Annotated in this window: 15 protein-coding genes; 9 read left to right on the top strand and 6 right to left on the bottom strand. The window is 43.7% G+C overall.

Annotated elements, in window-relative coordinates; translation table 11 throughout:
* Nucleotides 1-47 precede the first annotated feature (47 nt).
* The 4 genes from FDP09_RS03440 (at nt 48) to FDP09_RS03425 (ending at nt 4,631) form a co-directional block, all read left to right on the top strand.
* Nucleotides 48-473 carry a cytochrome c maturation protein CcmE domain-containing protein gene (locus FDP09_RS03440; RefSeq protein ID WP_137401315.1) on the top strand — a complete coding sequence of 142 codons (426 nt, stop codon included), beginning with the start codon at nt 48-50 and terminating at the stop codon, nt 471-473.
* Nucleotides 474-514: 41 nt separating this feature from the next.
* A complete protein-coding gene (ccsA, locus tag FDP09_RS03435) occupies nt 515-3,043 on the top strand; it encodes a cytochrome c biogenesis protein CcsA (RefSeq protein ID WP_137401314.1) in 2,529 nt (842 codons plus the stop codon).
* Between the two features lie 99 nt (nt 3,044-3,142).
* Entirely contained in the window at nt 3,143-3,922 is a 780-nt protein-coding gene (locus tag FDP09_RS03430) for a Rossmann-like and DUF2520 domain-containing protein (protein WP_137401313.1), read from the top strand.
* Between the two features lie 268 nt (nt 3,923-4,190).
* Nucleotides 4,191-4,631 carry a UPF0158 family protein gene (locus FDP09_RS03425; protein ID WP_137401312.1) on the top strand — a complete coding sequence of 147 codons (441 nt, stop codon included), beginning with the start codon at nt 4,191-4,193 and terminating at the stop codon, nt 4,629-4,631.
* Between the two features lie 187 nt (nt 4,632-4,818).
* Here FDP09_RS03425 and FDP09_RS03420 read toward each other — a convergent pair whose 3' ends face one another.
* The 3 genes from FDP09_RS03420 to FDP09_RS03410 are packed head-to-tail and all read right to left on the bottom strand — an operon-like array spanning nt 4,819 to nt 8,638.
* Nucleotides 4,819-5,676 carry a universal stress protein gene (locus FDP09_RS03420; RefSeq protein ID WP_137401311.1) on the bottom strand — a complete coding sequence of 286 codons (858 nt, stop codon included), beginning with the start codon at nt 5,674-5,676 and terminating at the stop codon, nt 4,819-4,821.
* Entirely contained in the window at nt 5,673-7,262 is a 1,590-nt protein-coding gene (locus tag FDP09_RS03415) for a BCCT family transporter (protein WP_137401310.1), read from the bottom strand. Before FDP09_RS03415 ends, FDP09_RS03420 begins: the two co-directional genes overlap by 4 nt.
* Nucleotides 7,263-7,273: 11 nt before the next feature.
* Nucleotides 7,274-8,638 carry a porin gene (locus FDP09_RS03410; protein WP_137401309.1) on the bottom strand — a complete coding sequence of 455 codons (1,365 nt, stop codon included), beginning with the start codon at nt 8,636-8,638 and terminating at the stop codon, nt 7,274-7,276.
* Nucleotides 8,639-8,949: 311 nt separating this feature from the next.
* Between FDP09_RS03410 and FDP09_RS03405 the strand changes: the two genes are divergently transcribed.
* Nucleotides 8,950-10,545 carry a M1 family metallopeptidase gene (locus tag FDP09_RS03405; RefSeq protein ID WP_229683403.1) on the top strand — a complete coding sequence of 532 codons (1,596 nt, stop codon included), beginning with the start codon at nt 8,950-8,952 and terminating at the stop codon, nt 10,543-10,545.
* Between the two features lie 208 nt (nt 10,546-10,753).
* Here FDP09_RS03405 and FDP09_RS03400 read toward each other — a convergent pair whose 3' ends face one another.
* Nucleotides 10,754-12,007, bottom strand: coding sequence for a dipeptidase (locus FDP09_RS03400; protein WP_137401307.1), 1,254 nt, complete (start codon nt 12,005-12,007; stop codon nt 10,754-10,756).
* A gap of 202 nt (nt 12,008-12,209) precedes the next feature.
* Between FDP09_RS03400 and FDP09_RS03395 the strand changes: the two genes are divergently transcribed.
* The 3 genes from FDP09_RS03395 (at nt 12,210) to FDP09_RS03385 (ending at nt 18,782) form a co-directional block, all read left to right on the top strand.
* Nucleotides 12,210-13,097 (top strand): SMP-30/gluconolactonase/LRE family protein, encoded by an 888-nt coding sequence (locus tag FDP09_RS03395; RefSeq protein ID WP_137401306.1) that lies wholly within the window; start codon nt 12,210-12,212, stop codon nt 13,095-13,097.
* A 1,021-nt stretch (nt 13,098-14,118) separates the two neighbouring features.
* Complete coding sequence (locus FDP09_RS03390) at nt 14,119-17,325, top strand: SusC/RagA family TonB-linked outer membrane protein (protein WP_137401305.1); 3,207 nt, start codon at nt 14,119-14,121, stop codon at nt 17,323-17,325.
* 11 nt (nt 17,326-17,336) lie between these two features.
* Nucleotides 17,337-18,782 (top strand): SusD/RagB family nutrient-binding outer membrane lipoprotein, encoded by a 1,446-nt coding sequence (locus FDP09_RS03385; protein WP_137401304.1) that lies wholly within the window; start codon nt 17,337-17,339, stop codon nt 18,780-18,782.
* A gap of 127 nt (nt 18,783-18,909) precedes the next feature.
* Here FDP09_RS03385 and FDP09_RS03380 read toward each other — a convergent pair whose 3' ends face one another.
* Nucleotides 18,910-19,191 (bottom strand): hypothetical protein, encoded by a 282-nt coding sequence (locus tag FDP09_RS03380; RefSeq protein ID WP_137401303.1) that lies wholly within the window; start codon nt 19,189-19,191, stop codon nt 18,910-18,912.
* Between the two features lie 1,202 nt (nt 19,192-20,393).
* Between FDP09_RS03380 and FDP09_RS03375 the strand changes: the two genes are divergently transcribed.
* The gene (locus tag FDP09_RS03375; protein WP_137401302.1) at nt 20,394-21,395 is read left to right on the top strand and encodes an acyl-ACP desaturase; all 1,002 of its coding nucleotides are present in this window, start codon (nt 20,394-20,396) and stop codon (nt 21,393-21,395) included.
* A 609-nt stretch (nt 21,396-22,004) separates the two neighbouring features.
* Here the strand turns inward: FDP09_RS03375 and recQ are convergent.
* Nucleotides 22,005-24,131 carry a DNA helicase RecQ gene (recQ, locus tag FDP09_RS03370; protein ID WP_137401301.1) on the bottom strand — a complete coding sequence of 709 codons (2,127 nt, stop codon included), beginning with the start codon at nt 24,129-24,131 and terminating at the stop codon, nt 22,005-22,007.
* Between the last annotated feature and the right edge of the window lie 15 nt (nt 24,132-24,146).

Raw genomic sequence — 24,146 nt, 5'->3', positions numbered from 1 at the left:
CAAATCCATCAACGGCTTTTCTGGCTGTTGGTAAACATAAACAACTCATGAAAAAAGGACATATCATAGGGCTTGGAATTATTGCGGTGGCTATCGTCATTATCATTTCCTCTATCGGTGATGCCAGCTCTTACGAAAGCTTCTCTACTGCAAAGGAAATGGCCAGTAATGGTGACGAAGACCCTATCCATGTGGTCGGCCATTTGAAAAAGGACAGCCGTGGCACTGTCACCGGGTTGGAAGTAGGTGAGGACAAGACCTCCTTTACCTTTACGATGGTCGATAATGATGGTACCGAACAGCAAGTGTACTACAATGAACCTGTTCCTGCTGATTTTACCAGGTCTGAACAAGTCGTGGTCATCGGTGCGTATAAGACCGATCAGATGTTTGTAGCGGACAAGATCCTGATGAAGTGCCCGTCAAAATACCAAGACAACGAGTTCAGAGATGTTACTGCTTCCAAGAATTAAATGACCTGTCCCATTGCTCAACCTGATTTCTGTAAATAATTATGATTAATACCTTTATTGGTAACTTGGGCCATTTCATGGTGATCTTGGCTTTTGTGAGTGCGATCATCACTGCTTGGTCTTATTATCAATACACGATAGTTCCCGAAACGGAAAAGGCCTCCTGGAGAAAATTCAGTAGGGTTTTCTTTTATATTCATGCGGTATCGGCCGTATCCATCGGTGTGATCCTTTTTAATATCATTTATAATCACCGTTTCGAATATTTCTACGCGTACTCCCACTCCTCTGAAGCACTTCCCGTACATTATATGATTTCCAGTTTCTGGGAAGGCCAAGAAGGGAGTTTTATCCTGTGGATATTTTGGGATGTGTTGTTGGGGTTATTCTTGATTCACACCAATAAGTCATGGGAAGGCCCTGTTATGGTGGTCTTTTCACTGGTGCAGGCGTTCTTGGTATCCATGGTCCTGGGCGTGGTGATCGGGGACTTAAAAATAGGAAGCTCGCCGTTTATTCTTTTGAGGGATGTTGCCAATGCCCCTATTTTCCAAATGAACCCTGATTTCGTGCCGGAAGATGGTACGGGACTCAATCCGCTCCTCCAGAATATCTGGATGGTCATCCATCCACCGACCCTTTTCTTGGGCTATGCCTCTACACTGGTGCCTTTTGCTTATTTGATGGCTGGGCTGTGGACAGGACGCTATAAGGAATGGATAAGACCGGCCCTCCCTTGGACGATTTTCTCCGCTTCCATTTTGGGGATGGGCATCATTATGGGCGCTTATTGGGCCTATGTCACGTTGAACTTTGGAGGCTATTGGAACTGGGATCCGGTAGAAAATGCGTCCTATGTGCCTTGGTTGATCATTGTGGCCTCGATCCACACCATGATTACCTTTAAGAAAAGCAGCACAGCCCTGAAGACTTCGATCGTTTTGGTCATTACGCAATTTATCCTCGTGCTCTATGCTACATTCTTGGTGCGAAGTGGTGTGCTGGGAGATACCTCGGTACACTCTTTTACGGATTTGGGTCTTTCTGGCCAATTGCTGATTTACCTGTTCTTTTTCTTGTTTGTGGCGATCTTCTTTTCTGTCAGGGCCTGGAAGCATATTCCCAGTTCGGAAAGGGAAGCTTCTGTTTATTCTCGGGAGTTTTGGATCTTTATCGGTGCCACTACCTTGGGGTTGATGGCTTTTCAGGTGATCCTGCCGACTTCCATTCCTGTTTATAATGCCATCATAGAGGCATTTGGAGGAGTATCGAACATGGCACCTCCTGCAGATCAGGTCGAATTCTACACCAAGTTCCAACTTTGGTTTGGTGTAGTAGTGGCTTGTCTTACCGCGGTGGGGCAGTTCTTCTGGTGGAAAAAAATGGACAAGGCTGCTTTAAAGAGCGCTTTGGTAACTCCTTACCTTATTTCACTGTTATTGGCGGCCGTTATCATCAGCTTGGCCCAAGTATGGGACATCGTTTACATGATCATCGTCATGGCGGGAACGTTCACCATTGTGGCCAATGCCACCATTCTTACCAAATTGCTCCGCAAATCCACCTTCAAGCTGGCCGGTGGATCGCTGGCACACATCGGAATAGGCATGATGCTCATTGGCATCATGTTTTCTTCGGGCTATTCGGATACAGTCAGCATCAACATGTCAGGCCTTACTTATAAGCGGGATTGGGAAGATGAGCTGAACAAGGAGAATGTGCTTCTCTGGGTAAACCAACCCTTGCAGATGAAAGATTACGAGGTGGTTTACCGGGGAAGACATAAAAAGCTAGAGGGTGTACCTGGCTATGTCAGCGTGCGAAAGCTCGAAATGACAGGTCAGCAAAATAAGGCCATTGCGCTGGAAGATATCGTCATAGACGGGGAGACCTATCACAAGAAAGGCGATGAGGTGGACATTGTCCTGGAGGAAAATAGCTATTTTGAAATTGAGTATTACCAAGACCAAAAACTGCAGTTTACGCTGTTTCCCATGTCTCAGCCAAACCCCACCATGGGGCTGATTTCTTCGCCTGATTCCAAGCATTACCTAACAAAGGATCTTTATACACATATATCTGCTATCAACAATTATGACGACCCAGAATGGGGCGAGGCCAAGGAGTACAAAGCCACGCCGGGAGAGCAATTTCATTTGGGAGATTATGTAACGACATTTGAAGGAGGCGAGGTCGTCAATGCGGTAGAGGGGGTAGAACTCAAAGAAGGGGATGTGGCCGTAAAGGCCAATTTGGTGGTGCAAGACCATGATAAACAAATAGAACTGGCACCTGTGTTTCTCATTCGTGGCAATCAAGTGGGGCGAATTCCTGTTATCAACCATGACTTGGGCATCAAAGTGCAAGTGGACAACATAAGCCCCGAGGACAATCAGTTTGTTTTTACGGTAAATAGTTATCAGAAAGACTATGTGGTGATGAAGGCGCTCGTAAAACCGTACATCAATGTGCTGTGGATGGGTACGATCATCATGCTGATGGGCTTTGGCGTGGCCATTTACAGGCGCTATGACGAATTTGTAAAAATGCGGGACAAAGGTCTCGAGTAATAAAAAAAACAGCAACCCGCTTCTATTTTAAGGAGCGGGTTTTTTTTGGTTTGGGTTAAAGCTGTAATTTAGGATCGAGCAGCAAAAATGAGGAGCCCTATGGGAAAATTTAAAATAGCCGTAATCGGCACGGGGAATGTCGCTTGGCACTTGGCACCTGCACTGGAAAATGCTGGACATACTGTCACAGAGATTTATAGCCGGGACTATCATCGCGCGGAGAAAATCATCAACCAACTCTATACCGCAGAAGCTAAAACTGACTTGGATTTTTCAGAAAGTGAGGCACAGCTTTATATCATTGCCGTTACGGACGCTGCGATCAGCCAGATCGCTGATGCCATTATTTTGCCCGAAAACAGCATTTTGGTACACACCTCTGGCAGTATGCCCTTGGACGTGCTCAACTACAGCTCTGCAAGCTATACCGGAATTTTTTATCCATTACAGAGTTTTAGCAAATCTCGCCAAATGGATATCGATGAGGTGCCTTTTCTCTTGGAGTCCGATGATCAGGCGACCCTGCAGGTATTAAGGAAACTTGCCAAGAGCCTTTCGCCTCATTGCTATGTGGTCAAGTCCAAAGACAGGAAGGCACTGCATATTGCGGCAGTTTTTGCCAGTAACTTTACCAATCACATGATTCGCATTGCAGAGGAGGTCATGCGACGGCAGGGGCTGGACTTCGAGATGCTACAGCCACTGATCATTGAACAGATCAGCAAGACACTGGAAATGGGTGCCAAAGCTGCCCAAACGGGGCCGGCTGTTCGCGGTGATCTGAATGTGTTGGATATGCATCACCAGTTTCTTAACTATAATGATCAAATAGCTGAAATTTATAAGATCGTCTCGCAGGACATTATTGATGCCAATTGATCCGGTAAAATCTGATGTTTCAAATGAACTTGGGTTGTCTTCCAATAGGTGTGTTTAGGTGGTTTTTTTAGTGCTATTGCTGATAGTTGGGCCGTTTTAGGGTGTTAATAATTGGCTGCCGATCAATATTTTGGAGAATATCCAGCGTCTGTGGTTTTTGTATATACCTATGCCCCAAAATATATTTTCAATTGAGTCCAGCTCTTATTTGATTTTCATGATCCATTAATTATTTTTCTAGTAATTTTAGTTTCACATATATAAACCAATGCTTAAACTAACAGAAAAAGAAATTGCCACCATTGCCAATTATTTATTAAAAGGCAAGGTTTGCTATTATCAGGAGGACAAAAAAATCATTCATCACCTTCCCGACGAGGAGGAAAACTTCAATGAGAACTTGACTCCTGAAGAAGAGGATCTGCTGGATGAAATTGATGCGGATCCAATGAATTATGCTGAATTTGTGAAAATGGAATTTGCTCAGGAATCGCTCCTAATGGATCAATTTGTTGAACGGTTTGTGGAGGACAAGTCTTTCCAAGAAGACCTGTATGATGCGCTTACCAAAAGCAAGGCCATGGAAAGGTTTACCTTTTTGATTGAAGAATCAAATACATATAAGCAGAAGTGGCTTGATTATCGCCTTGAGAAATATAAAGATTGGGTAATGGAGCAAGTGGATAGCTACAATACCCTGGAAGATTAGAAATCATGCCCTGGAAACCTAGGGCATGATTTTTTTGCTTAACAGTGGAAAATCGAGTTTACCGAATGGGGGGCACAAAGGTGATGATGTAAGGACTGCAGTGTGTGATTGTTTACACTTGTCGCTAAAAAACGCATTTTTGCTAGCAGTTCTATGTCATGCACCAAAATTTCCCCAATGAATAGGGTCATTTGACGATCCAAACGGGAAGGTTTTTGTCATAAGCGATCAGCTGTTCGGCTACACTCCCTATTAGAAGGTCACCCTCATCTTTTTTTCCTTTGTTCCCCACCAGGATCAGGTTTGCTGAGGTGAGCACCGCATTGTTGTAGATCAGTCGGCTGATATGCTGGTCATTGTCCTTGACGATGGTCAGGGGACTGGATAATCCAAACTGTTTTTGCAGCTTTTTGTAGGATTTTAAGGCTTCTTTTTCCAGTTCCTCACTGATCTTTTTGTAGTTTTTGATGTAGGGAAAATATTGCACTCCGATCTTGATGACATGGATGGGGTGAAGTTCACCATCCACTTTCTGGGCGAGGTTGGTGCCTAGCTGTAGGAGTTTTTCCGTATAGGAGCTGAAGTCCAATGCCAAAGAAATATTGTCAAAGGTAGGAACAGCGATCTCTGGAAGGAATAAGGTGTCACAAGAGGTCAGTCGGGCCACTCTGCCACTAAGGATACCTGCCCCGAAGTGGCTGCTTTTTTTGCCCATCAGCAGCAGATCAAATTTTTGGGAATCAATATAATTGGCAAAACCCTCTACGTCACCCCCCGAGTGCACATGGATGTTGATGTTGCTGTTTTTGTCAAATATCCTGTTCACTTTCTCTTGAATCTCAGATTCAATCACCTGAGTGATGCTTTTTCCAAGATTGGGAAGCAGTGACTGGACGTTGTCGGAAAATTCCTCCAATTCTATCAGGTGTAAGATGCTGAGGCTGTTGAAAGTATAGGCATCATCTAGCTTTTTGATATAATTTAGGAGTAAACTGTCCATATCGGTCAAGTCCACGCAGAGTGCTATTTTTTTTAAGTTTTTCATTTTGGTGAATCTTTAGGGAGGTTTTTCTTGATGATTTCAGTGAGGTTCTTTTCGTAATTCTTCCTATTAATGTCCTGCTTGAGCGCTTCTTTACGTGCGTGTTCCTTCTGTAATCCCCTGAAAAGGCTATAACACATGATTAGAAGGACAATCAAAAATGGTAATCCAGTGGTGATGGTGGCCGTCTGGAGGGCGGTAAGCCCCCCACCCACTAAGAGGACAGCTGCTACCCCACCTTCTGCCAGCGCCCAGAAGATACGCTGCCCTACAGGAGCATCCAGTTTTCCTCCCGCAGTGATACTATCGATCACCAATGACCCTGAGTCAGAAGAGGTGACAAAGAAGCTCATGACCAATAGTACCCCGATACCAGAACCAAGTGTGCTGAGTGGGAATTCATGTAAAAAGACAAATAGTGCCGTAGATTCATCCTTGATAATGGCACTGGCAAAGTCATGGGTTTCATTTTGCATATCCATAAAGATGGCACTGCCCCCCATGGCGGTAAGCCAAAAGAATGTCAGTAATGCAGGTACCAGGAGTACTCCTAAAATAAATTCCCTAATGGTTCTTCCTTTTGAGATGCGGGCGATAAACATTCCCACAAAAGGGGACCAAGACACCCACCACGCCCAATAGAAGATGGTCCACGTACCTTGCCACTCATTATCACGATAGGCCTCTGTCCAGGTGGATACGGCGATAAACTGATTTAGATAATTCCCCAAGTTCTGGACAAATCCCCGAAAAATAAACACCGTGGGCCCTGCCAACAATACAAATATCAGTAGCGCCGCCGCAATTCGGACATTCCATTCGCTCAGTACACGGACACCCTTATCCAAGCCTGAAAATACAGAGGCCGTAGCCATTAAGGTGATGCCACTGATCAATATGACCTGAACTCCCACGGATATTTCCAGCCCGAATAGGTAATTTAGTCCACCATTGATCTGTCTAACCCCAAACCCTAGTGAGGTGGCCAGTCCAAATAATGTGGCAAGGACTGCCATGACATCGATGACATCACCAATCCTTCCATGGATACGGTCGCCCAATATGGGGTAGAAGATAGACCGTATGGTCAAAGGTAGTTTTCTGTTGAAGGTGAAAAATGCAAGTGATAAAGCCACCACAGCATAGATTGCCCAAGCATGGAAGCCCCAGTGGAGAAAGGTAAGGTTCATGCCGCGCTGGGCAGAACCAATACTGAACGGTTCACCATATGGAGGTTTGGCATAGTGTGAGACGGGTTCTGCCACTCCCCAAAAGAGTAGGCCAATGCCCATTCCTGCACTGAATAGCATAGCAAACCAAGCAGAAGTCGAAAACTCCGTTTCAGCGTCTTTGCCGCCCAGTCTGATGTTACCATATTTGCTAAATGCCAAATAGAAGCAAAATACGATGAAAATATTGATGGCTATGATAAAAAGCCATCCGGTCTTGTCGGTGATAAAAAACTTTATGGCATCAAATATTTTTTCCATTGGCTCGCCCACGATCAATGTCACGGTAATAAAGACGATGATCAAGATGGATGCCGGCCAGAAAACGGGAGGGTGTACATCAAAATATTTTTTTAGCATAGAAAAGGTGTTTAGAAATAATAACCTATATTAATGTTGATTCGTGTGTTCCAACCCGGATTCGGGTCTATCGGGTTACTGTCCGAGACGGGGGTTTGGTAATCTATTCCTCTACCAGGGCCCATGGAATTTCCTCCAAAAGCATCACTGATCCAGGAATGGTTGTAGCCGGTAGCATAATCCACGTATGTATAGATTTTTCCGGCAGTGATCAGGGCACCGAGGACATTTTGCTGGGTTTTCTCAAAAGGAGTTAATACGCCATTAATGGGCATTTCCCCAAACTTTTGGATCAAACTATAATCGTTGTAAACTTGAACATTGGAGATAGGCCCCCATTCTACAGGAAAGTCATGCGCGAGACCAATTACATAAACGATGGCTTCACTGGCCACATCATAAGTCCCAAATCCATAAGCACCCATCTGGACACTGTTCAGCAGCCTGCCATCATCATCCCGAACATCATTATAACCGTAATAGATGATTTCTGTTTTAAAATTCCAAGGTACCTTGGCCCATTCGGCATGGAGGGCTGCGGCAAGCTGGTTGCCACTATGGGTGGTTTGTTGATTGTAAATCTCCATCGCTTGAAAAGAGCCGCCTAATTTCCAGTCGTCCAGGTGGTAATTGGCCCGGAGATTTAGCTGGTTGCGTTCGATATTACTGTTTCCGTCAATGGGGACGACATCGTATGAATAGCGCGCAGTGGAATATTCCCCAAAAGCGGGGTCGTTGGTGCCTCTAGGCTCGGACAAAGGAAAATAGGCCAGATTAAATGTCCAGTTGTCCCGGTTATGGGTAAGGTTTAGCCCCATTTGGTGATCATCTTCTAGACCCAAATAATAGGGAATCTGAAACCACCAACTGTGGGAGGCATAGGTCAGCAAGCCAAAAGGAACTTGGGTAATGCCTATTTGGAGGTTATATTTCTCCGAAAAACGATAGCCAATCCAGCCGTATTTGACGAAGTGTGTGTTGAATGTAGGATAAAAGCGGTACTCAAAGGCAAATTGTAACCCATCCGAGTAGGAGTCGACATTGATCCGCCACGTATCCCAGGTCCATTCATTTCTGCTATTGGTGCCTAAGGGAAAAGTTTGGCCTTCATAGATCGCATAAATGGTGTTTAGTCGGAGTGCACCACCTACTTTTACCCAAGAGGTGTCACGGTTCAATTCCTTATTTGACTTGACGGTGTTTTCTATGGTGGACTTGTGTTTTCCATGGTCTTTTTTAAAGATTCCAAAATGAGATTGGTTTTCAATAGTGGTGTCCTGTCTAAATGGCGCAGCATGTCCGTGTAGGGGAGCCAGTAAGGACGACCATGTGAATAAGCTGATGAGAATAATAAGAAATGATTTCCAAAAAGACATGCCAAAGTAAGTTTTGCCGATTAAAAAAAGGAGCTGAACAGCATATTTACGCTCAGCAACCACAATAAATATAAGGTTTATAGGCAGTAATCCCAATATAAATTGTATTAATATTGGTTTAATTATTCTTTTTCCGTCAAAACGAATCGCCAAAAGTGATATATTAGTGAAAGTGATGAAAAGATGCCTATTATTGGTCATCTTAGCCATGGTCAGGCAGTTTTGTATTGTGTAAATTACGTTCTACTTTTAAGTTTTACTTTAAGGCGACTTTAGCGACAATGAAAAGAGAGTTATTCGGAATAAAAAGGATGGGAAAGTGTGTAAAATGCTTTTTGGCCAGTGTGGGCACATTGTTGCTATTGGTAAACCATGCGGATGCACAAGGGGAGGGTAATTGGACTTGGGGAGGAAAAATGGATCCACTCCAAGCGCAGTTTGAAGTAGTGCATTATTCGCTGGACCTGGAGATTCTTCCACGCATCCAGGGCATTAATGCCGTTATGGAAATGACTTTTAATCCCTTGGGAGCATTGGACACACTCCGGCTAGACTTGATTTCCAATTATGAGGTATTCCAAGTCGAAAGCAACGGTCGATCGCTGGACTTTGACCACCATGGAGATATATTGGACATTTATCCGGATACGATCTCAAACCATGTAAAGGTATTTTACAGAGGTCGTCCCCCTATTGCCAAGAATCCCCCATGGTCAGGAGGCTTCACTTGGTCAAAGGACAAAGAAGGAAATCATTGGGTGGGCCTTTCCTGTCAGCATGAAGGAGCTAAGGTCTTTATGCCTTGCTTGGATCATCCTTCCAGCAAGGCCAGTAATGGTGTGGACTTATATATTAAAGTGCCTTTTCCGTATTTCGTGGCAGCGAATGGGCGGTTATTGAATCAGGTCACCAGTTCTGGCTATAATTATTTCCAGTGGGCGACTTCCTATCCGATCAGCAATTATAATATCAATTTCACTATGGGGCGCTTTTTTGAAGTGGCCAAGTTGTATACCTCGGCAGATGCTAGCAAAATTCCGATGCATGCTTATGTCCTGAGTGAACATAAAGGAAAAGCAAAAGGGCTGTTGGATGTATTGGAGACCAGTGTGGAAACACAGGAAAAGTTTTTTGGGCCTTACCCTTTTGGGAAAGATAAGATCGCTGTGGTGGAGACGCCGTACTTGGGAATGGAACATCAAACGATCAATGCCTACGGCAACAACTTCGAATACACTCAAGTGGGCAGTACGGTAGCTGACTGGCTTTTGCACCATGAATTGGGCCATGAGTGGTGGGGAAATAAGGTGTCGGTGGCAGACTGGAAGGATTTTTGGATCCATGAAGGGATCTGCTCTTATGGTGACATGCTGTTTTATCAGGCGCACGGAGGGATGAAAGCCTATTTGGAAAATGCTGCAGCTGTCAAAGCTAAGATCAAAAATGACCAGCCACTGGTAAAAGGAATGAATATCAACAGTGCAGAGGCCTATCATCCGGATATTTATACCAAAGGTGCTTTCGTGATGCATTCCCTTAGATTTGTACTGGGGGATGAGGTGTTTTTTCCCATGCTAAAGGCTTTTCTCCAAGAAGATAGGTTTACCTATGCTCACCAAGTAACTACCAAGGATTTTGTTGATTTTGTGGAGGAGTATTCAGAAAAGGACTTAGAGGGTTTTTTTGACATGTACCTTTATTCTACCAAGTTGCCCAAAATTAGGGTGAAGCGAAAACGTAAGCGGCGCTATGACGTTCGCCTGAGCAATATTGACTTTAGCCTGCCTGTAGAAATCAAAACTTCCGATGGGATAGAGGTAGTACAGCTATCCAAAGATGCCGTACGGATTAAAAGTGATGATAAGATAGTTGTGGATCCAAATGGCTGGTATCTTTTTGACGAATAGTAGCAGATGCAGCTAGCAGCAATCATTTTTCAGGCCACGGGTGACAATACCTAATAACCTGACAAACATTTCCGCCTTTCCCTTCGCTCTGCCCACGATCCCTTGGGCGGGAGTCCTTACGCTCGTAGGTCAGTAATTGTCTATTCTAAAGGAGAAAAGTTGAATTAGCAGTCGATGGTCGTCGGTGGACCGTCGACTGCTTAATGGATCAAGAATTTTCCGCGGCGGCTTCTACTGCTCGCCACACGCGAAAGACATTTTTATAGCAGATTTTTTCGACATCTTCCTTGCTATACCCTCTTTTTAGCAATTCAGCGATCAAATTGGGGTACATGGAAACATCTTTTAGGCCATTGGGCAGGGAATCGCCTACTCCGTCAAAATCAGAACCGAAGCCTACATGGTCTATTCCAGCAAGCTCCACCACATGGTCGATATGGTCTGCTACGAGGCTTACGTCTGGAAAGACATTGTGGTCTGCTACATATTTTTCTATATAGGCTTTGGCTGCCGAATCAGTCCGGCTAAGTTCATTCTCGGCCAGCCAATTGACGATGTGTTCACGGACTTCGGCAGTTCTTTCATTGTAGCCCCCATCAATAAAGCTTCCGCCAAAATTGATCATGATGACGCCATTTTCCTTGCCAAGGAGCTTGATCATCTCGTCATCCATATTGCGCTCAAATCCCGGGGTGAATTTTCGGCAAGAACTGTGGGAAGCAATGACCGGCACGTCGGTGAGTTCTATTACATCATAGAATGTGTCATCAGAGACATGTGAGATGTCCACCATGATGCCGACGCGGTTCATTTCTTTCACTACTTGCTCGCCAAAGGTGGTCAGACCACCGTGTGTCCTGCTGGTGTCGTAAGAGGAATCACCGATCAGGTTGTCCTTGCCGTGTGTCAACGTGATGTATCGAATGCCTTTTTCGTGGAAATAGGCGACATTGTTAATGTCATCTTCTATTCCGGCGCCATTTTCCATCCCCATAGGAAGAGAGACTTTACCTGCTTTGGAATTGGCTTCGATGTCATCGGGGCTGTAGGCCATGGCAAACTTTTCAGGCCATGTTTCGGCCAGACGCTTGGTCATTAAGATCAGGGAATCTGCCAAGTTTTTTGCCCCACCGGTTTGTTGATAGCGAGCGGGCAGGTAGATGGACATAAAAGGAGCATCCAGTCCGCCTTCTTTGGCCCTGGGGAAATCAAAATTTCCACCATCTGTTCTTTCTGAGACGTCGAGGATTTCACGTTGGAGGGTAAATCCGCCTACTTTCATGCGGTATGGCAAGTCCACATGGCCGTCCACCATGATGGTTTCATGGGCGATTTCCTTGGCCGCCTCCAATCTGGCTTCATCAGAAAGCGTGGTATAGTCCACTTGGGTGTTTTTTTCACTACAGCTAAAGGCTGCCACGAGCAGAAAGATGCTAGCTTTAGGTAAAGATGTTTTTTTCATGCGGTTGATTATTTTTAGATAAGGTACAGCATTACCCTGATAGGTGCCCAAAAGAAATTGATTAGCGGTGTATATTGGGTTTAAACAAATTTTCGTCTATCAACTTGTTCTACGAGAAGGTAAAACTCATTAAAATGTATGAAAAATTACTAATTTTAGTAAAAGATTTTTGAAATTACATTAACCATAAAAATAAGAAGACATGAAAAAGCGTAATCTATTATTAGCAATGTTGGCCGTTTCGCCTATGCTTTTTTGCCAGTGTAATGGTGAAAAAAAAGAACAGGTTCAAGAAGAGGTAGTCACAGTGGTGGAGGAAAAGGTGGAGCCAACGATGACGTTGGTATGGGAAACCCCAGCAGAACTTACTACCTGCGAGTCCGTTTTGGTGGATCCGGCTACAGGAACCATTTATGTGGCCAATATCGATGGTGATGCCCGTGACCATGATGGTAAGGGCTTTATTTCCATTATTTCGAAAGATGGAGAAATACTAGACCGTGAATGGGTGACTGGAATGGATGGCCCCAAAGGAATGGGGATACTGAACGGCAAGCTGTACGTAACCGATATCGACGATATTGTAGAGATTGATATCGAAAAAGGTGAAATAACAAATACCTATGTCGTAGAGGGAGCAAGCTTTTTAAATGATATAGATGTACACGGTAATAAAGTATATTTCTCCGATATGGAAAAAGGATTGATCCATGTGTTGGAAGATGGTGAGATCAGTATCCTGGCAGAGGGCCAGTCCAGTATCAATGGTCTGCGCGTAGATGAAGATGGCGTATTGCATGGTCTTGATGGTGAGGGACTGAAAAAATACGCTGATGATGGCACCCATGAAGTGCTGAACAGCACCGTGACAGGAGGAGATGGTTTGATCATCTTGGGTGATGATAATTACTTGGCCAGTAGATGGGCGGGTGAAATATGGATCATACAAGGTGATAGTGAAACCAAGCTACTGGATACCAAGGATGCACAGTCCAATACTGCAGATATTGGGTACCTGGAAGAAGAAAACCTCGTATTTGTACCGACTTTTATGAAGAATAAAGTGGCTGCGTATAAACTCAGTTATTGATCCCTAAGAGAGTTGGATCATGATTTATAGGATCGGTACTTAGGATTTTTAAATATATAATCGATTACATTAAATTATTAACCCCGGTTATGGGCTATTATATGGCCCATAACCGGGGTTTTTTTATTTTTTGAATTCTATCATTTCTGTGGCAAGAGCTTTCCATTTAGCTTAGGAAAGGATACTTTCCACTACGGAATTATAAACTTGAGCTCTACTTAATTTTAGTATAAAAAGCGTCATACGAACCCTTTTAAGGAGGATGTGGGGTGGAAGCCGTGGCAATCCCGAAATACCGAGACTGCCACGGCTTCCACCCCTCATATCTCCCTCTAAGCCTCGCAGTGACGATTTTATAATTGAACTGAGGTTATAAGGAAAGACTAAAGACCGCATGGAGGTAAGAGAACGGTTTAGTACAGTTTTATAGGTGTGTTTTAGGATTATTGCTACAAAAATTTTAACCTACTTGGAATCCTTTTTGTGACATTATGGGCGATTTTAGGGACTGTTTTCTTCAAATGTGTTGATTTTATAGGAGTAATAGGGTTTCTTTTGAGGCCTTGGATTCTTTTATTTCGGAAGAAAATCAAATTTCCTGTAAATCCGACAAGCTTTTGTATTATCGATTTAAACAGAATTTTATTTTGAATTTATATTGGCTGAAAAAGTATTAAAAAGCATTATGTAAAAACTTGTTTGGTTGTAAAATTTAATTTGGAAACTTAAAAATTAAAGATCGGTTTTCTTTGTTTTAGTAAAATTTTCTTGTGCGTACATACAATTTAGTGTGTTTTTATTTTTGAAGAAATCGATTTCCGTACAATTATTGATTGGTAAAATTAATGATATGTTCTATTGAAAAAGGACAATTTTTTTTAATTAATTTTAAAATTCTTAAATTACTGAAAACCAATAGTTTGAGTAGTGGTGATTTAGGGTTATCAAAATGTTAAAAAATCATAAAATTTTTTTTTAGCATCGAGATTTCTACTTTGCGCTAAAATCAAATCAACCGCATATGAAGAAAAGTGTACAATTAGCCCTCTTGCTATGTATGTTTTTGCAATATTCTTTTGCACAGACTACATCAGTAACAGGGACGGTTACTTCAGCCGAAAGCGAAGAACCAGTCCCAGGCGTAAGCATTCTAGTGAAAGGGACCTCTCGTGGTGCCGTCACGGACTTGGATGGTAAGTACTCATTAGAAGTACCTGCAGGTGGAGAAGTGTTGATCTTCTCTTTTATTGGTATGACCACTCAGGAAGTGCCTATTAATAACAGAACAGTCGTTGATGTGGCGATGGCCTCTGATGCCGAGGAACTTTCAGAAGTGGTGGTGACCGCTTTGGGTATTGAGAGAAGTAAAAATGAACTTCCTTATGCTGCCCAATCTGTGGAAGGGGAACAACTTAGTGAAACCCGTGATCCAAACTTTATCAACCAATTGTCTGGTCGTGTAGCTGGTCTGAACATCAAGAGCAGTAACAACCTTGGTGGATCATCCAATGTAGTTATTCGTGGTTCTTCTTCATTGACTGGTAATAACCAGGCCTTGTTTGTGATCGATGGTGTGCCAGTGGATAACTCCATTACCAACACCAATGATCAATCGACAGGTAGAGGAGGTTACGATTATGGTAATGCTGCGTCTGATATCAACCCGGATGACATTGCCAGTGTAAACGTACTGAAAGGTGCTGCAGCTACTGCTCTTTATGGTTCTAGGGCCAGTAATGGTGTAGTGGTTATCACGACCAAAAAGGGAAGCAAAGGTTTTGGCGTGACAGTCAATGCCGGTGTTACCTTTGGTAAGATCGATAAAAGCACTTACGCCAAATATCAAAATGAATATGGTGCAGGATATGGTTCATCTTTTTATAATGCCGACCTAGAAGGGTTTGATCCTAATATTCCATTTTATTATTATGGTGATGATGCTTCATACGGTGAAGCGTTTGATGGTCGAATGGTCTATGATTGGAAATCCGTAAACCCAGCTTCTGAGTTCTATCAGCAAGCCACTCCTTGGCAAGCGGCCCGAAACACTCCAGTGGAATTTTTCGAAAGCCCTGTTTCTACAAGCACCAGTATATTGCTAAATGGTGGTACAGATAAAGGATACTATAAATTGGGCTATACCAGAAACGACCAAGAAGGTATCTTGCCAAACAGTAGAATGAAAAAGAATATCGTGAACTTCTCCGGTAGTTACGATATTGTAGAAAAACTCACCGCAACTGCCTCCATAAACTTCTCCATGAACGAAGGACTCGGAAGGTACGGTACTGGCTATAGTGGATTGAATGTAAACCAATCTTTTCGTCAGTGGTGGCCTGTAAACGTTGACGTGAAGGAGTTGGAGTCTGAGTACTTTGCTACCAATGGAAACGCTACGTGGAACTGGTCAAATGAAACTGCCCAAGTACCTGCATACACCGATAACCCTTACTGGACACGTTACGAGAATTATCAGAATGATGAGCGTATCCGTACCTTGGGCTATATGGCCCTTAACTATGAGGTGACTGACTGGATGGATGTAATGGGTAGGATATCCCTTGATACGTACAGTGAGATTCAGGAAGAAAGAATCGCCGTAGGGAGTTTGGATCCTTCAAACTACAGCAGGTTTAACAGAAATTATAAGGAGTTCAATTATGACTTGTTAATGAACTTCAATAAGCAAATCAATGAAGATTTGGACTTTAAAGGACTTTTGGGTGGAAACATCCGTAAAACACAGATCAATTCTATCGATGCCTCTACAAATGGTGGGCTGGTAGTTCCTGGTTTGTATTCCCTATCCAACTCATTGAACCCAATGTCTCCTCCTACCGAAGTGGAGTCAACATTACAAGTGAACGGTGTATTTGCTGGTGCTACATTTACCTACAGAGACTACCTGATTTTGGACGGTACGGTTCGTAGAGACCAAGCGTCTTCTTTGGCACCAGAGAATAACACTTATTATTACCCATCTGTTTCGGGTGGATTTATCTTCTCTGAATTTTTGAACAACAAAGAAGTATTCACCTTTGGTAAACTCCGTGCAAACTATGCGGAGGTAAGTAACACGGCGGCTCCTCAGGTATTGCAGGATATTTATTATAAGCCTACTGCCTTTGACGACACGCCATTGTTCTCCATGCCAAGCTCCAAGAACAATCCTGACCTTCTTCCAGAAAGGACCAAAAGTTTTGAGATTGGTGCTGAAATGACCTTTATGGATGCAGCATATGGATTTGATGTAACGTACTATGATACCAGGACAGTGGATCAAATTATCCCTGTTACCACATCTACTGCTACTGGATTTAGCTCCAGGTATGTCAATGCCGGTGAGCTTCAAAACGCAGGTTGGGAAATCAGTGCATTTGCTACGCCTATCCAGAACCAAGATTTCTCTTGGACTATCAATGTAAACTGGACCAAAAACAAGAGTAAGGTACTGTCTCTGAACGGTGAGAATAGAAACCTTGAGCTGGCTTCTTTACAAGGTGGTGTGACATTGAACGCAGCGGTGGGTGAACCATATGGTACCATCAGAGGTAGGGATTTTGTTATTGATACGTTGTCTGGTCAGCCAATGGTCGATGAAGATGGCCGCTATATGGTGACCAGCGAATCCAATAACGTTATTGGTGATATCAATCCTGATTGGTACGGTGGCATCAACAACTCCTTCTCATATAAAAACATCAGTTTATCTTTCTTGATTGATATTCAAAAAGGTGGAGAGGTATTCTCATTGGACAGATGGTATGGAGATGCGACGGGTATCTATCCTGAGACAGCAGGTGTCAACGACTTGGGCAATCCAAAAAGAGATCCGGTAACCAATGACGAGACGTCTGGAGGTATCATCCTACCAGGGGTTGATGCCAATGGTGACCCCAATACAACACGACTGGATATTTCAAGCTTCGGTGAACTTGGCTATGCACCAGGTACCAACCCTAACAGCATGTATGTATATGATGCCAGTTATGTGAAGCTTAGAAACCTATCCATCTCTTATACTTTCCCAAGAGATTTCGTAGATAGAATCAAAGGTGTGCAGGGTATAGATCTTTCCCTAATTGGTAGAAATCTATGGATTATCCACAAAAACATGAAGTATTCTGATCCAGAGGAAAGCTTGGGAGCAGGTAACAACCAAGGTTATCAAAGTGGTGCTTACCCGACTACCAAGACTTACGGATTTAATCTTCGTCTGAAATTCTAAGAAAGAGAGCTATGAAAAAGATAATATATATCCTCCTTGGAGCAGTTGTTTTTGCTTCATGTGATGGGCTAACCGATAAGAATGAAATTACGAAGGATGCAGCGGAAGTGCCGGCAATTACCCTTTTCTCCAATGCGCAGAAAGAAATGGCCGAATTCCATGCTGAACCACAGATCAATAGGTTGTTATCTCAGCAATGGTCTGAAGTACAATACATCGACCAAAGTAGGTATGACTTCTACAATGGAGGAACACCTGCTTGGTGGTGGAGGTCTTTTTATAGAGACGTGCTCATTGACTTGGACGAGTTTACAAGACTTGCCCAAGAAGATGAAAGCTACCTGAGCGAAGCCGTTAGGGTAAATCAAATTGCTGCTGGTGAGGTGCTTAAAGTATATGCTTGGTACACATTGGTGACTTCTTTTGGCAATATTCCTTATTCTGAGGCATTGGATTTCGAAAATTCTTTCCCGAAATATGATGATCAGACCACGATCTATATGGATCTATTGGCCAGATTGGATGCTGCCATTGCAGATATGGATGTGGATGCTGGGTTTGGTGCCCAAGCATCTGGTGATCTTATCTATGGAGGTGATATGGATGGATGGTTTGCCTTTGCCAATTCCTTGAAATTTAGAATGGGCATGTTGTTGGCCGATGTGGATCCTGCTACTGCAGAAGCTACTGTCGCCGAAGCTTCTCCAAATGCTTTTGCTTCGGCTGAGCTGGATGCTACTTTCCAATTTTTGGGAACTCCTCCAAATACAGATCCGGTTTGGTCGGATTTGGTGCAAAGTGGTAGAAATGACTATGTCGCTTCCAACACCATGGTCGACTTTATGAATGACCTTAATGATCCCCGTATCGGTCTTTTCTATACCGAGCATGAAGGAGCTTATGTAGGTGGTGAGTACGGAAACTTCAACGTTTATGCGGATTTTTCCCATATCAATCCTAACCAAACTGAGCCAGACTTTACCCACGTAATTCTTGATTACAGTGAAGTGGAGTTCCTACGAGCAGAGGCTGTTGAAAGAGGCTTTTTGTCAGGAAGTGCAGCAGAACATTACGAGAATGCCATTAGAGCTTCCTTCGAGTATTGGTCTGGTGTGAATGAGATTGTTGGCGGTGACCCTATTGCCGATGCTGCTGTAGATGCCTACTTGGCCCAGCCATCTGTGGCTTATGCGACTGCCGAAGGCGATTATTTGCAAAAAATTGGTATGCAAAAATACATCGCCTTATATAACAGAGGCTATGACGCTTGGACAGAATGGAGAAGGCTTGATTATCCTATACTGAACATCCCCTACGATATGGATTATGAGGATATTCCATTGAGGTACCTGTATCCAATTAGCGAGCAAAACGTAAATGAAACAAGCTATAACGAAGCAGTTTCTGCTATGGGCGGTGACGAAGTTTCTGTTAGCCTTTTCTGGGACGTGAATTAATACCTTTATATACTTTAGATTTGGAAAGTGCTACCTGTGGATTTACGGGTAGCATTTTTTTTAGCCGACTTTTTAACCCGGATTATCAATTTCGTTTAGTTAAGGGGATTTCCTTCTTTTCATATACCTAAAAGTCCTTTTTTTGATTGACTTTGGCTGGGGAAACCTGATCATCCTGGTGGATTTTATCCTTTTCCTTTTTTCCATTGATGAAAAAAGAAAGAAAAAAATCTAGGCCGGTGGTCTGCCCTTTAAAATGGGACATGGATTTACCCTGCGACGTGGATCCGTCACCCATTTTAATTTCCACCCGATGGCTACGACCTAAAAGTGAGTGGGTCTCGCTGTTCCACGACGCGAGCCAACTCCCTTTCTTAACGGCCTCTACCATCGGCTGGAAAACAGGCATACCAAGGGCCGTAAGAAGGAAGCGATACCTTTTTGGGACTTATTAACCTCAGTTCGATTTTAAAATCGTCACTGCGAGGCTTAGAGGGAGATATGAGGGGTGGAAGCCGTAGCAGTTTCAGGATTGCCACACCCTTTTCCAACCCACATCCTCCTTAAAAGGGTTCGCTATGACGCTTTTTATACTAAAATTAAGTAGAGCTCAGGTTATTAACTGAATCCGCCTTGCAGGTATTGGGCGTTAAGAAATTAAAAAGCGGTTGGCAAAAAGGCAGGCTTGTTTGACGAAATGCTGCCCAAAAAGAATGTTGCAGCTAAAGAAGGTTTACCTGCCTTTAGATAGGCCTGCTTGGCTTTAGACAGGAGGAGTTTGCCTGCATGAGGGAAGGTTTTAATTTTAGGCCAATACCTGCACACCTGTGCGCCGTGGCGTAGCGGCAGGGTTTTTTGGTTACTTTGTGTGTCCTGAAGCAAAAAAGTAACAAAGGTAAAGAGATCAAAACCATCTTGGAATTTAACAAGAAAAGTAATTAAACCAATATTTCCAGATACACACTCAGGGCGAACGCATTTAAAAAAGTATCCCAGTTTGAATATATCTGCTGTTCCTAATGTACAAATTGCGGTAAAGTGCCAGCGGCACGATGAATTTAGTAACCTGCGGATTCATCCGCAGGACGTTAAGCACTCATCAGCCTCCAGAAGGAGTGCCAGCGGCACGGATGATAGCCGCCCTACACGAAATTAACACCAAATGCGTTTGCCCTGGATACACACTAACTAAACGGCATTGCCCGCTTTATGCATTAGGAATCGTTATGAGAGCTGAAACTACAAGAAAATCAGGTTGTTTGGAGATTGAATCATCCGCCGCGGCGGATGGTGAAATCGAAAACAGCAGCGAAGCAACTGATTTTGTCCGCCGCGGCGGATCAGGTCGCAATAGATAGGCTAGTGCATAATGCGGGTTTAATGCACTAAGTAAGATGGTTTGGGGCATCATCGAATAGAATTTTTTCTCTTTTTTATGCGTCTTGTTATTAAATAGCTAACTTGTGACGTTTAAGAAAACATCTTAACCTTAAAATCGTTTTCATTAATACCACGCTTAATATTAACTGGCCTGTATGTGGTGAATGTAAATGAATATGCGTCGAGGAACCAGGTCAATCTCTTCAAACGCCCAAATAGAAGAAAATTAGTATGAAAGGTACGGAAACCATTAATTACGAATTGGAGAAGAATCTAGAGGTGATCAACCAGCTGGATGAGTTGGTGGGAGAAACTGTGGATACTGTATTGGTAAACCCTGACGAGTGCTGGCAACCGACAGATTTCCTGCCGGATATGACGCTTCCGGATGCCCTCGATGAGGTGAGGAAACTTCAGGAGCGTGCTGCTGGCATCCCTGATACCATTATTACTTCCCTTATTGGGAATATGATTACCGAGGAAGCACTGCCAAGTTACCAGACTTATTTTAACCTACTGGAAGGCATTAACCCTGAAGGTAGCCTGTTGAGTGAGCGGGGCTGGGTAAGATGGTCAAAAGCCTGGACGGCAGAAGAAAACCGCCATGGTGACCTGTTGAACAAATACCTATACCTATCTGGCAGGGCTGATATGAAAAAGGTAGAGCAGACTATCCATAGGCTGATATACAATGGCTTTGATCCCAAATCTGAAAAGGATCCTTTCCAGGCCATTATCTATACGTCTTTCCAAGAACGGGCCACCAAAGTGAGCCATGTTAATACTGGAAAATTGGCGGATAAGGCAGGAGATGATTCCTTGGCGAGAATCTGTAAGACCATTGCGGGAGATGAAGCCCGGCATGAAAAGGCATACAAGTCCTTCATGTCCCGGATTTTTGAAATTGATCCCAATGGAGCAGTGCTGGCATTTGAAAAAATGATGAGAAAGCAGATCGTTATGCCTGCGGTATTGATGGGCAAAGGAGGGAATAATCCCACACTTTTTGATCAATTCTCGGCTATTACACAAAAAATCGGTGTATATACGGGATGGGACTACGCGAGAATAATTGATCACTTGGTAAAACTATGGAAGATCGAAACCTTGACGGGCTTGGAAGGACAAGCTGCAAAAGCACAGGAATACCTCTCTGGATTGGCAGATCGTTATATGCGGCTTGCGGACAGGATGAAAACCCCAGATGAAATCAGCCTTGCTTGGCTAAAGTAGCCTTAAATTAAGGTAAAAAGAACTTAGAGAAGCTTATATATGGCCGGCAATTTGCCGGCTTTTTTTGTGTCCTTTATCGAAGAAATAAATAAGAGGCCGTAAAAAATAAGAATTAAAATGGCCTCTTGATATTTTGTTATTCACTTAAAACAAAGTGGAAAAAGTTGCTTAATCACCCTACTCCAAAGGTAGGCCTTATTGATTTCCCAAAAAATACCCAGTTTGGGGTATTTTTTGGTTTTTATGTCCTTTGTTTATTGTTTAGAGACGTTGATAAGAAATACGCGTTTATGTATGTAAATTGTTGTGCAGTAGTTTGTTGCGGGTTTTTTGGCGCGCTCTTTGGCAGTAAATAGGGCTAACACCCTTTCAAATAATTTTTTTGTGATTTGCTCGACTTCCTTTCAATCGACGCAAAATTCTCGCCCATTTTTTCAGTTTTACTCTTATGACCAAACTCAAAAGTTTAGGATTTCTAGTTCTCTTAATGGGAACCCCATGGATAAATAGAAACACTACAGGATGTTTTGTGCCTTGTCTCTTCCGTCTCCCTAACATTTCGGCTTGATCCATTTAGAACGAGTGATGTTCAAGGCGCATCATTGGTACTTACTGCTCTTCAGCTATGGCGACTTTTATCTGGAAGTATGAATAGCGATCACCGAAGTGCTCTTTTATTGGTTTTAAAAACCGTCCTTCTTGCCTTCTGTAGAATAAGCGGATGTTTAGCAAGTCGTCCTTTGACAAAAATTTCTCAGCATCCAGTTTTTTCAGCTTTACCAACTTGGCAATGTGTCCCTCGATAGTCGTAAGGCTCATCTCTCGTTCTTTGGCAATTTCAAAAAGGTCCAGGCCATCTTTAAGATGTTGGAGGGTGACGAGCTCCGTCTTGGAAATTCCGGTACTGTTGGTTTTGGATGTTTTGCTTGCCGAAAGTTTTTTCTTGGGCTTGAGGCTGTTTTCGGCGGTGTAGGCCTTGATCACCGGAATAAAGTGGTTTTCGTAATTCTCGGCTTTTAGTTGGCCCACCCCTGACATCTGCAGGAATCCCTCATGGTCTTGCGGCAAATAGGTGGCCATCTCTAGGAGCGTATTGTCTGCAAAAATCACGTAAGGCGGTACGTTTTCCTTCTGGGCCAGCCCAAAGCGAATGCGCTTTAGTTCTTCAAAAAGTGCTTCTTCGTAAGCAATGCTGTTCTGCTGATGCCCCAGTGCGTCGTCTTCCATACTGAGAAGGAATTTCTCCCGCTTTTTCAGCTTTTCCCAAGCAGTGGTGGTAAGCTTTAAAGTAGGGAATTGGGAGCCTGCCTCTGCCAGGTAGCCTTCCTGCTGAAGGTGGTGGCCCAGTTTTTTCCAGAAATCTTCTGATTTATCCTTTCCTACACCATAGACCGATAGCGATCGATGTTCTTCTTGGACTTTTGCGGATTTAGATCCTCGCAGCACGAGAATGCAATAGCCAAGACCGTAACCTTCCTTGAGCCTTACGATGGTGGACAGTAGCATCTGTGCAGGCATGGTCATGTCCTGCTTGTTGCCTTTGCTCAGGCAGCGGTCGCAGTTGCCACAGTCTTTTTGTTCTTCTTCACCAAAATAGGCAAGAAGGTATTTTCTCCTACAAGTACTGGACTGGCAGAAGTTTTTCATTTTGTCCAGCTTGGCCAGCATGACTTCCGAATATTCGGGATTGTCAGGGGTATCGATCATGCGCTGGAGGGTCATGACATCTGCATAGCTGTAAAAAAGCAGGGCGTCGCTGGGCAGTCCGTCACGGCCGGCACGGCCTGTTTCCTGATAGTAGCCTTCTACGTTTTGTGGCATGTTCATGTGGACCACAAAACGCACATTGGACTTGTCGATTCCCATGCCGAAAGCGATGGTGGCGACCATGATCTTCACCTCATCCTTGATAAACTTTTCCTGATGGGAGGCACGGGTTTGTTTGTCTAGACCTGCATGATAAGGGAGGGCGGACAATCCAGCAGCTTGAAGCCGATCGGCCAAATCTTCGACATTTTTTCTGGACAGGCAGTAAATGATGCCGGCATTTTTTTGATGATATTCCAAAAACTCCAAGAGCTTATCAGTCGAGTTCCTTTTGGGTACAATGCGATAGGTGATATTGGGTCTGTCAAAACTTGAGATAAACCATTTTGGTGTTTTCAGCCCCAGCTTATCCGCAATATCAGCCCGGGTCTGCTCATCTGCGGTGGCAGTGAGTGCGGCGAAGGGAACGGCAGGAAGTGCTTTTCTCAGCCGACCGATCATCAGGTAGTCAGGTCTGAAATCATGCCCCCATTGGGATACACAGTGTGCTTCATCAATGGCCACGAGAGAAAGTGGGCTTGTCTTGAGGGTTTCGGTCAGTGGAAAAGCTCCACCAAATAACCTCTCGGGCGCTACGTATAGAAGTTTTAGTTTACCTGACTTGATTTCTTCGGAGACAAAACGTTGTTCACTGGCGCTTTGGGAAGAATTGAGATAGGCCGCTGGGATACCCATGCCATTCAGGGCATCCACTTGGTCTTTCATCAAGGCGATCAATGGGGAAATGACCAGTGTAAGGCCTTCATTGACCATGGCTGGGATTTGGTAACAAACGGATTTTCCACCACCGGTGGGCATAAGGACGATCGTGTCCTGCTTCTTTAAAATGCTCTCGATAATGGCCTCCTGCTGGCCGCGGAAGCTATCGTATCCATAAAAATTCTTCAGTACTTCTCTTGGGGTAATCATTTGCTCCGGTCATCA

It is taken from the genome of Echinicola rosea (assembly GCF_005281475.1).
Classification (GTDB): domain Bacteria; phylum Bacteroidota; class Bacteroidia; order Cytophagales; family Cyclobacteriaceae; genus Echinicola; species Echinicola rosea.
The sequence above is the reverse complement of the archived record's forward strand: the minus strand, read 5'-3'. Positions and strand labels throughout refer to the sequence as shown.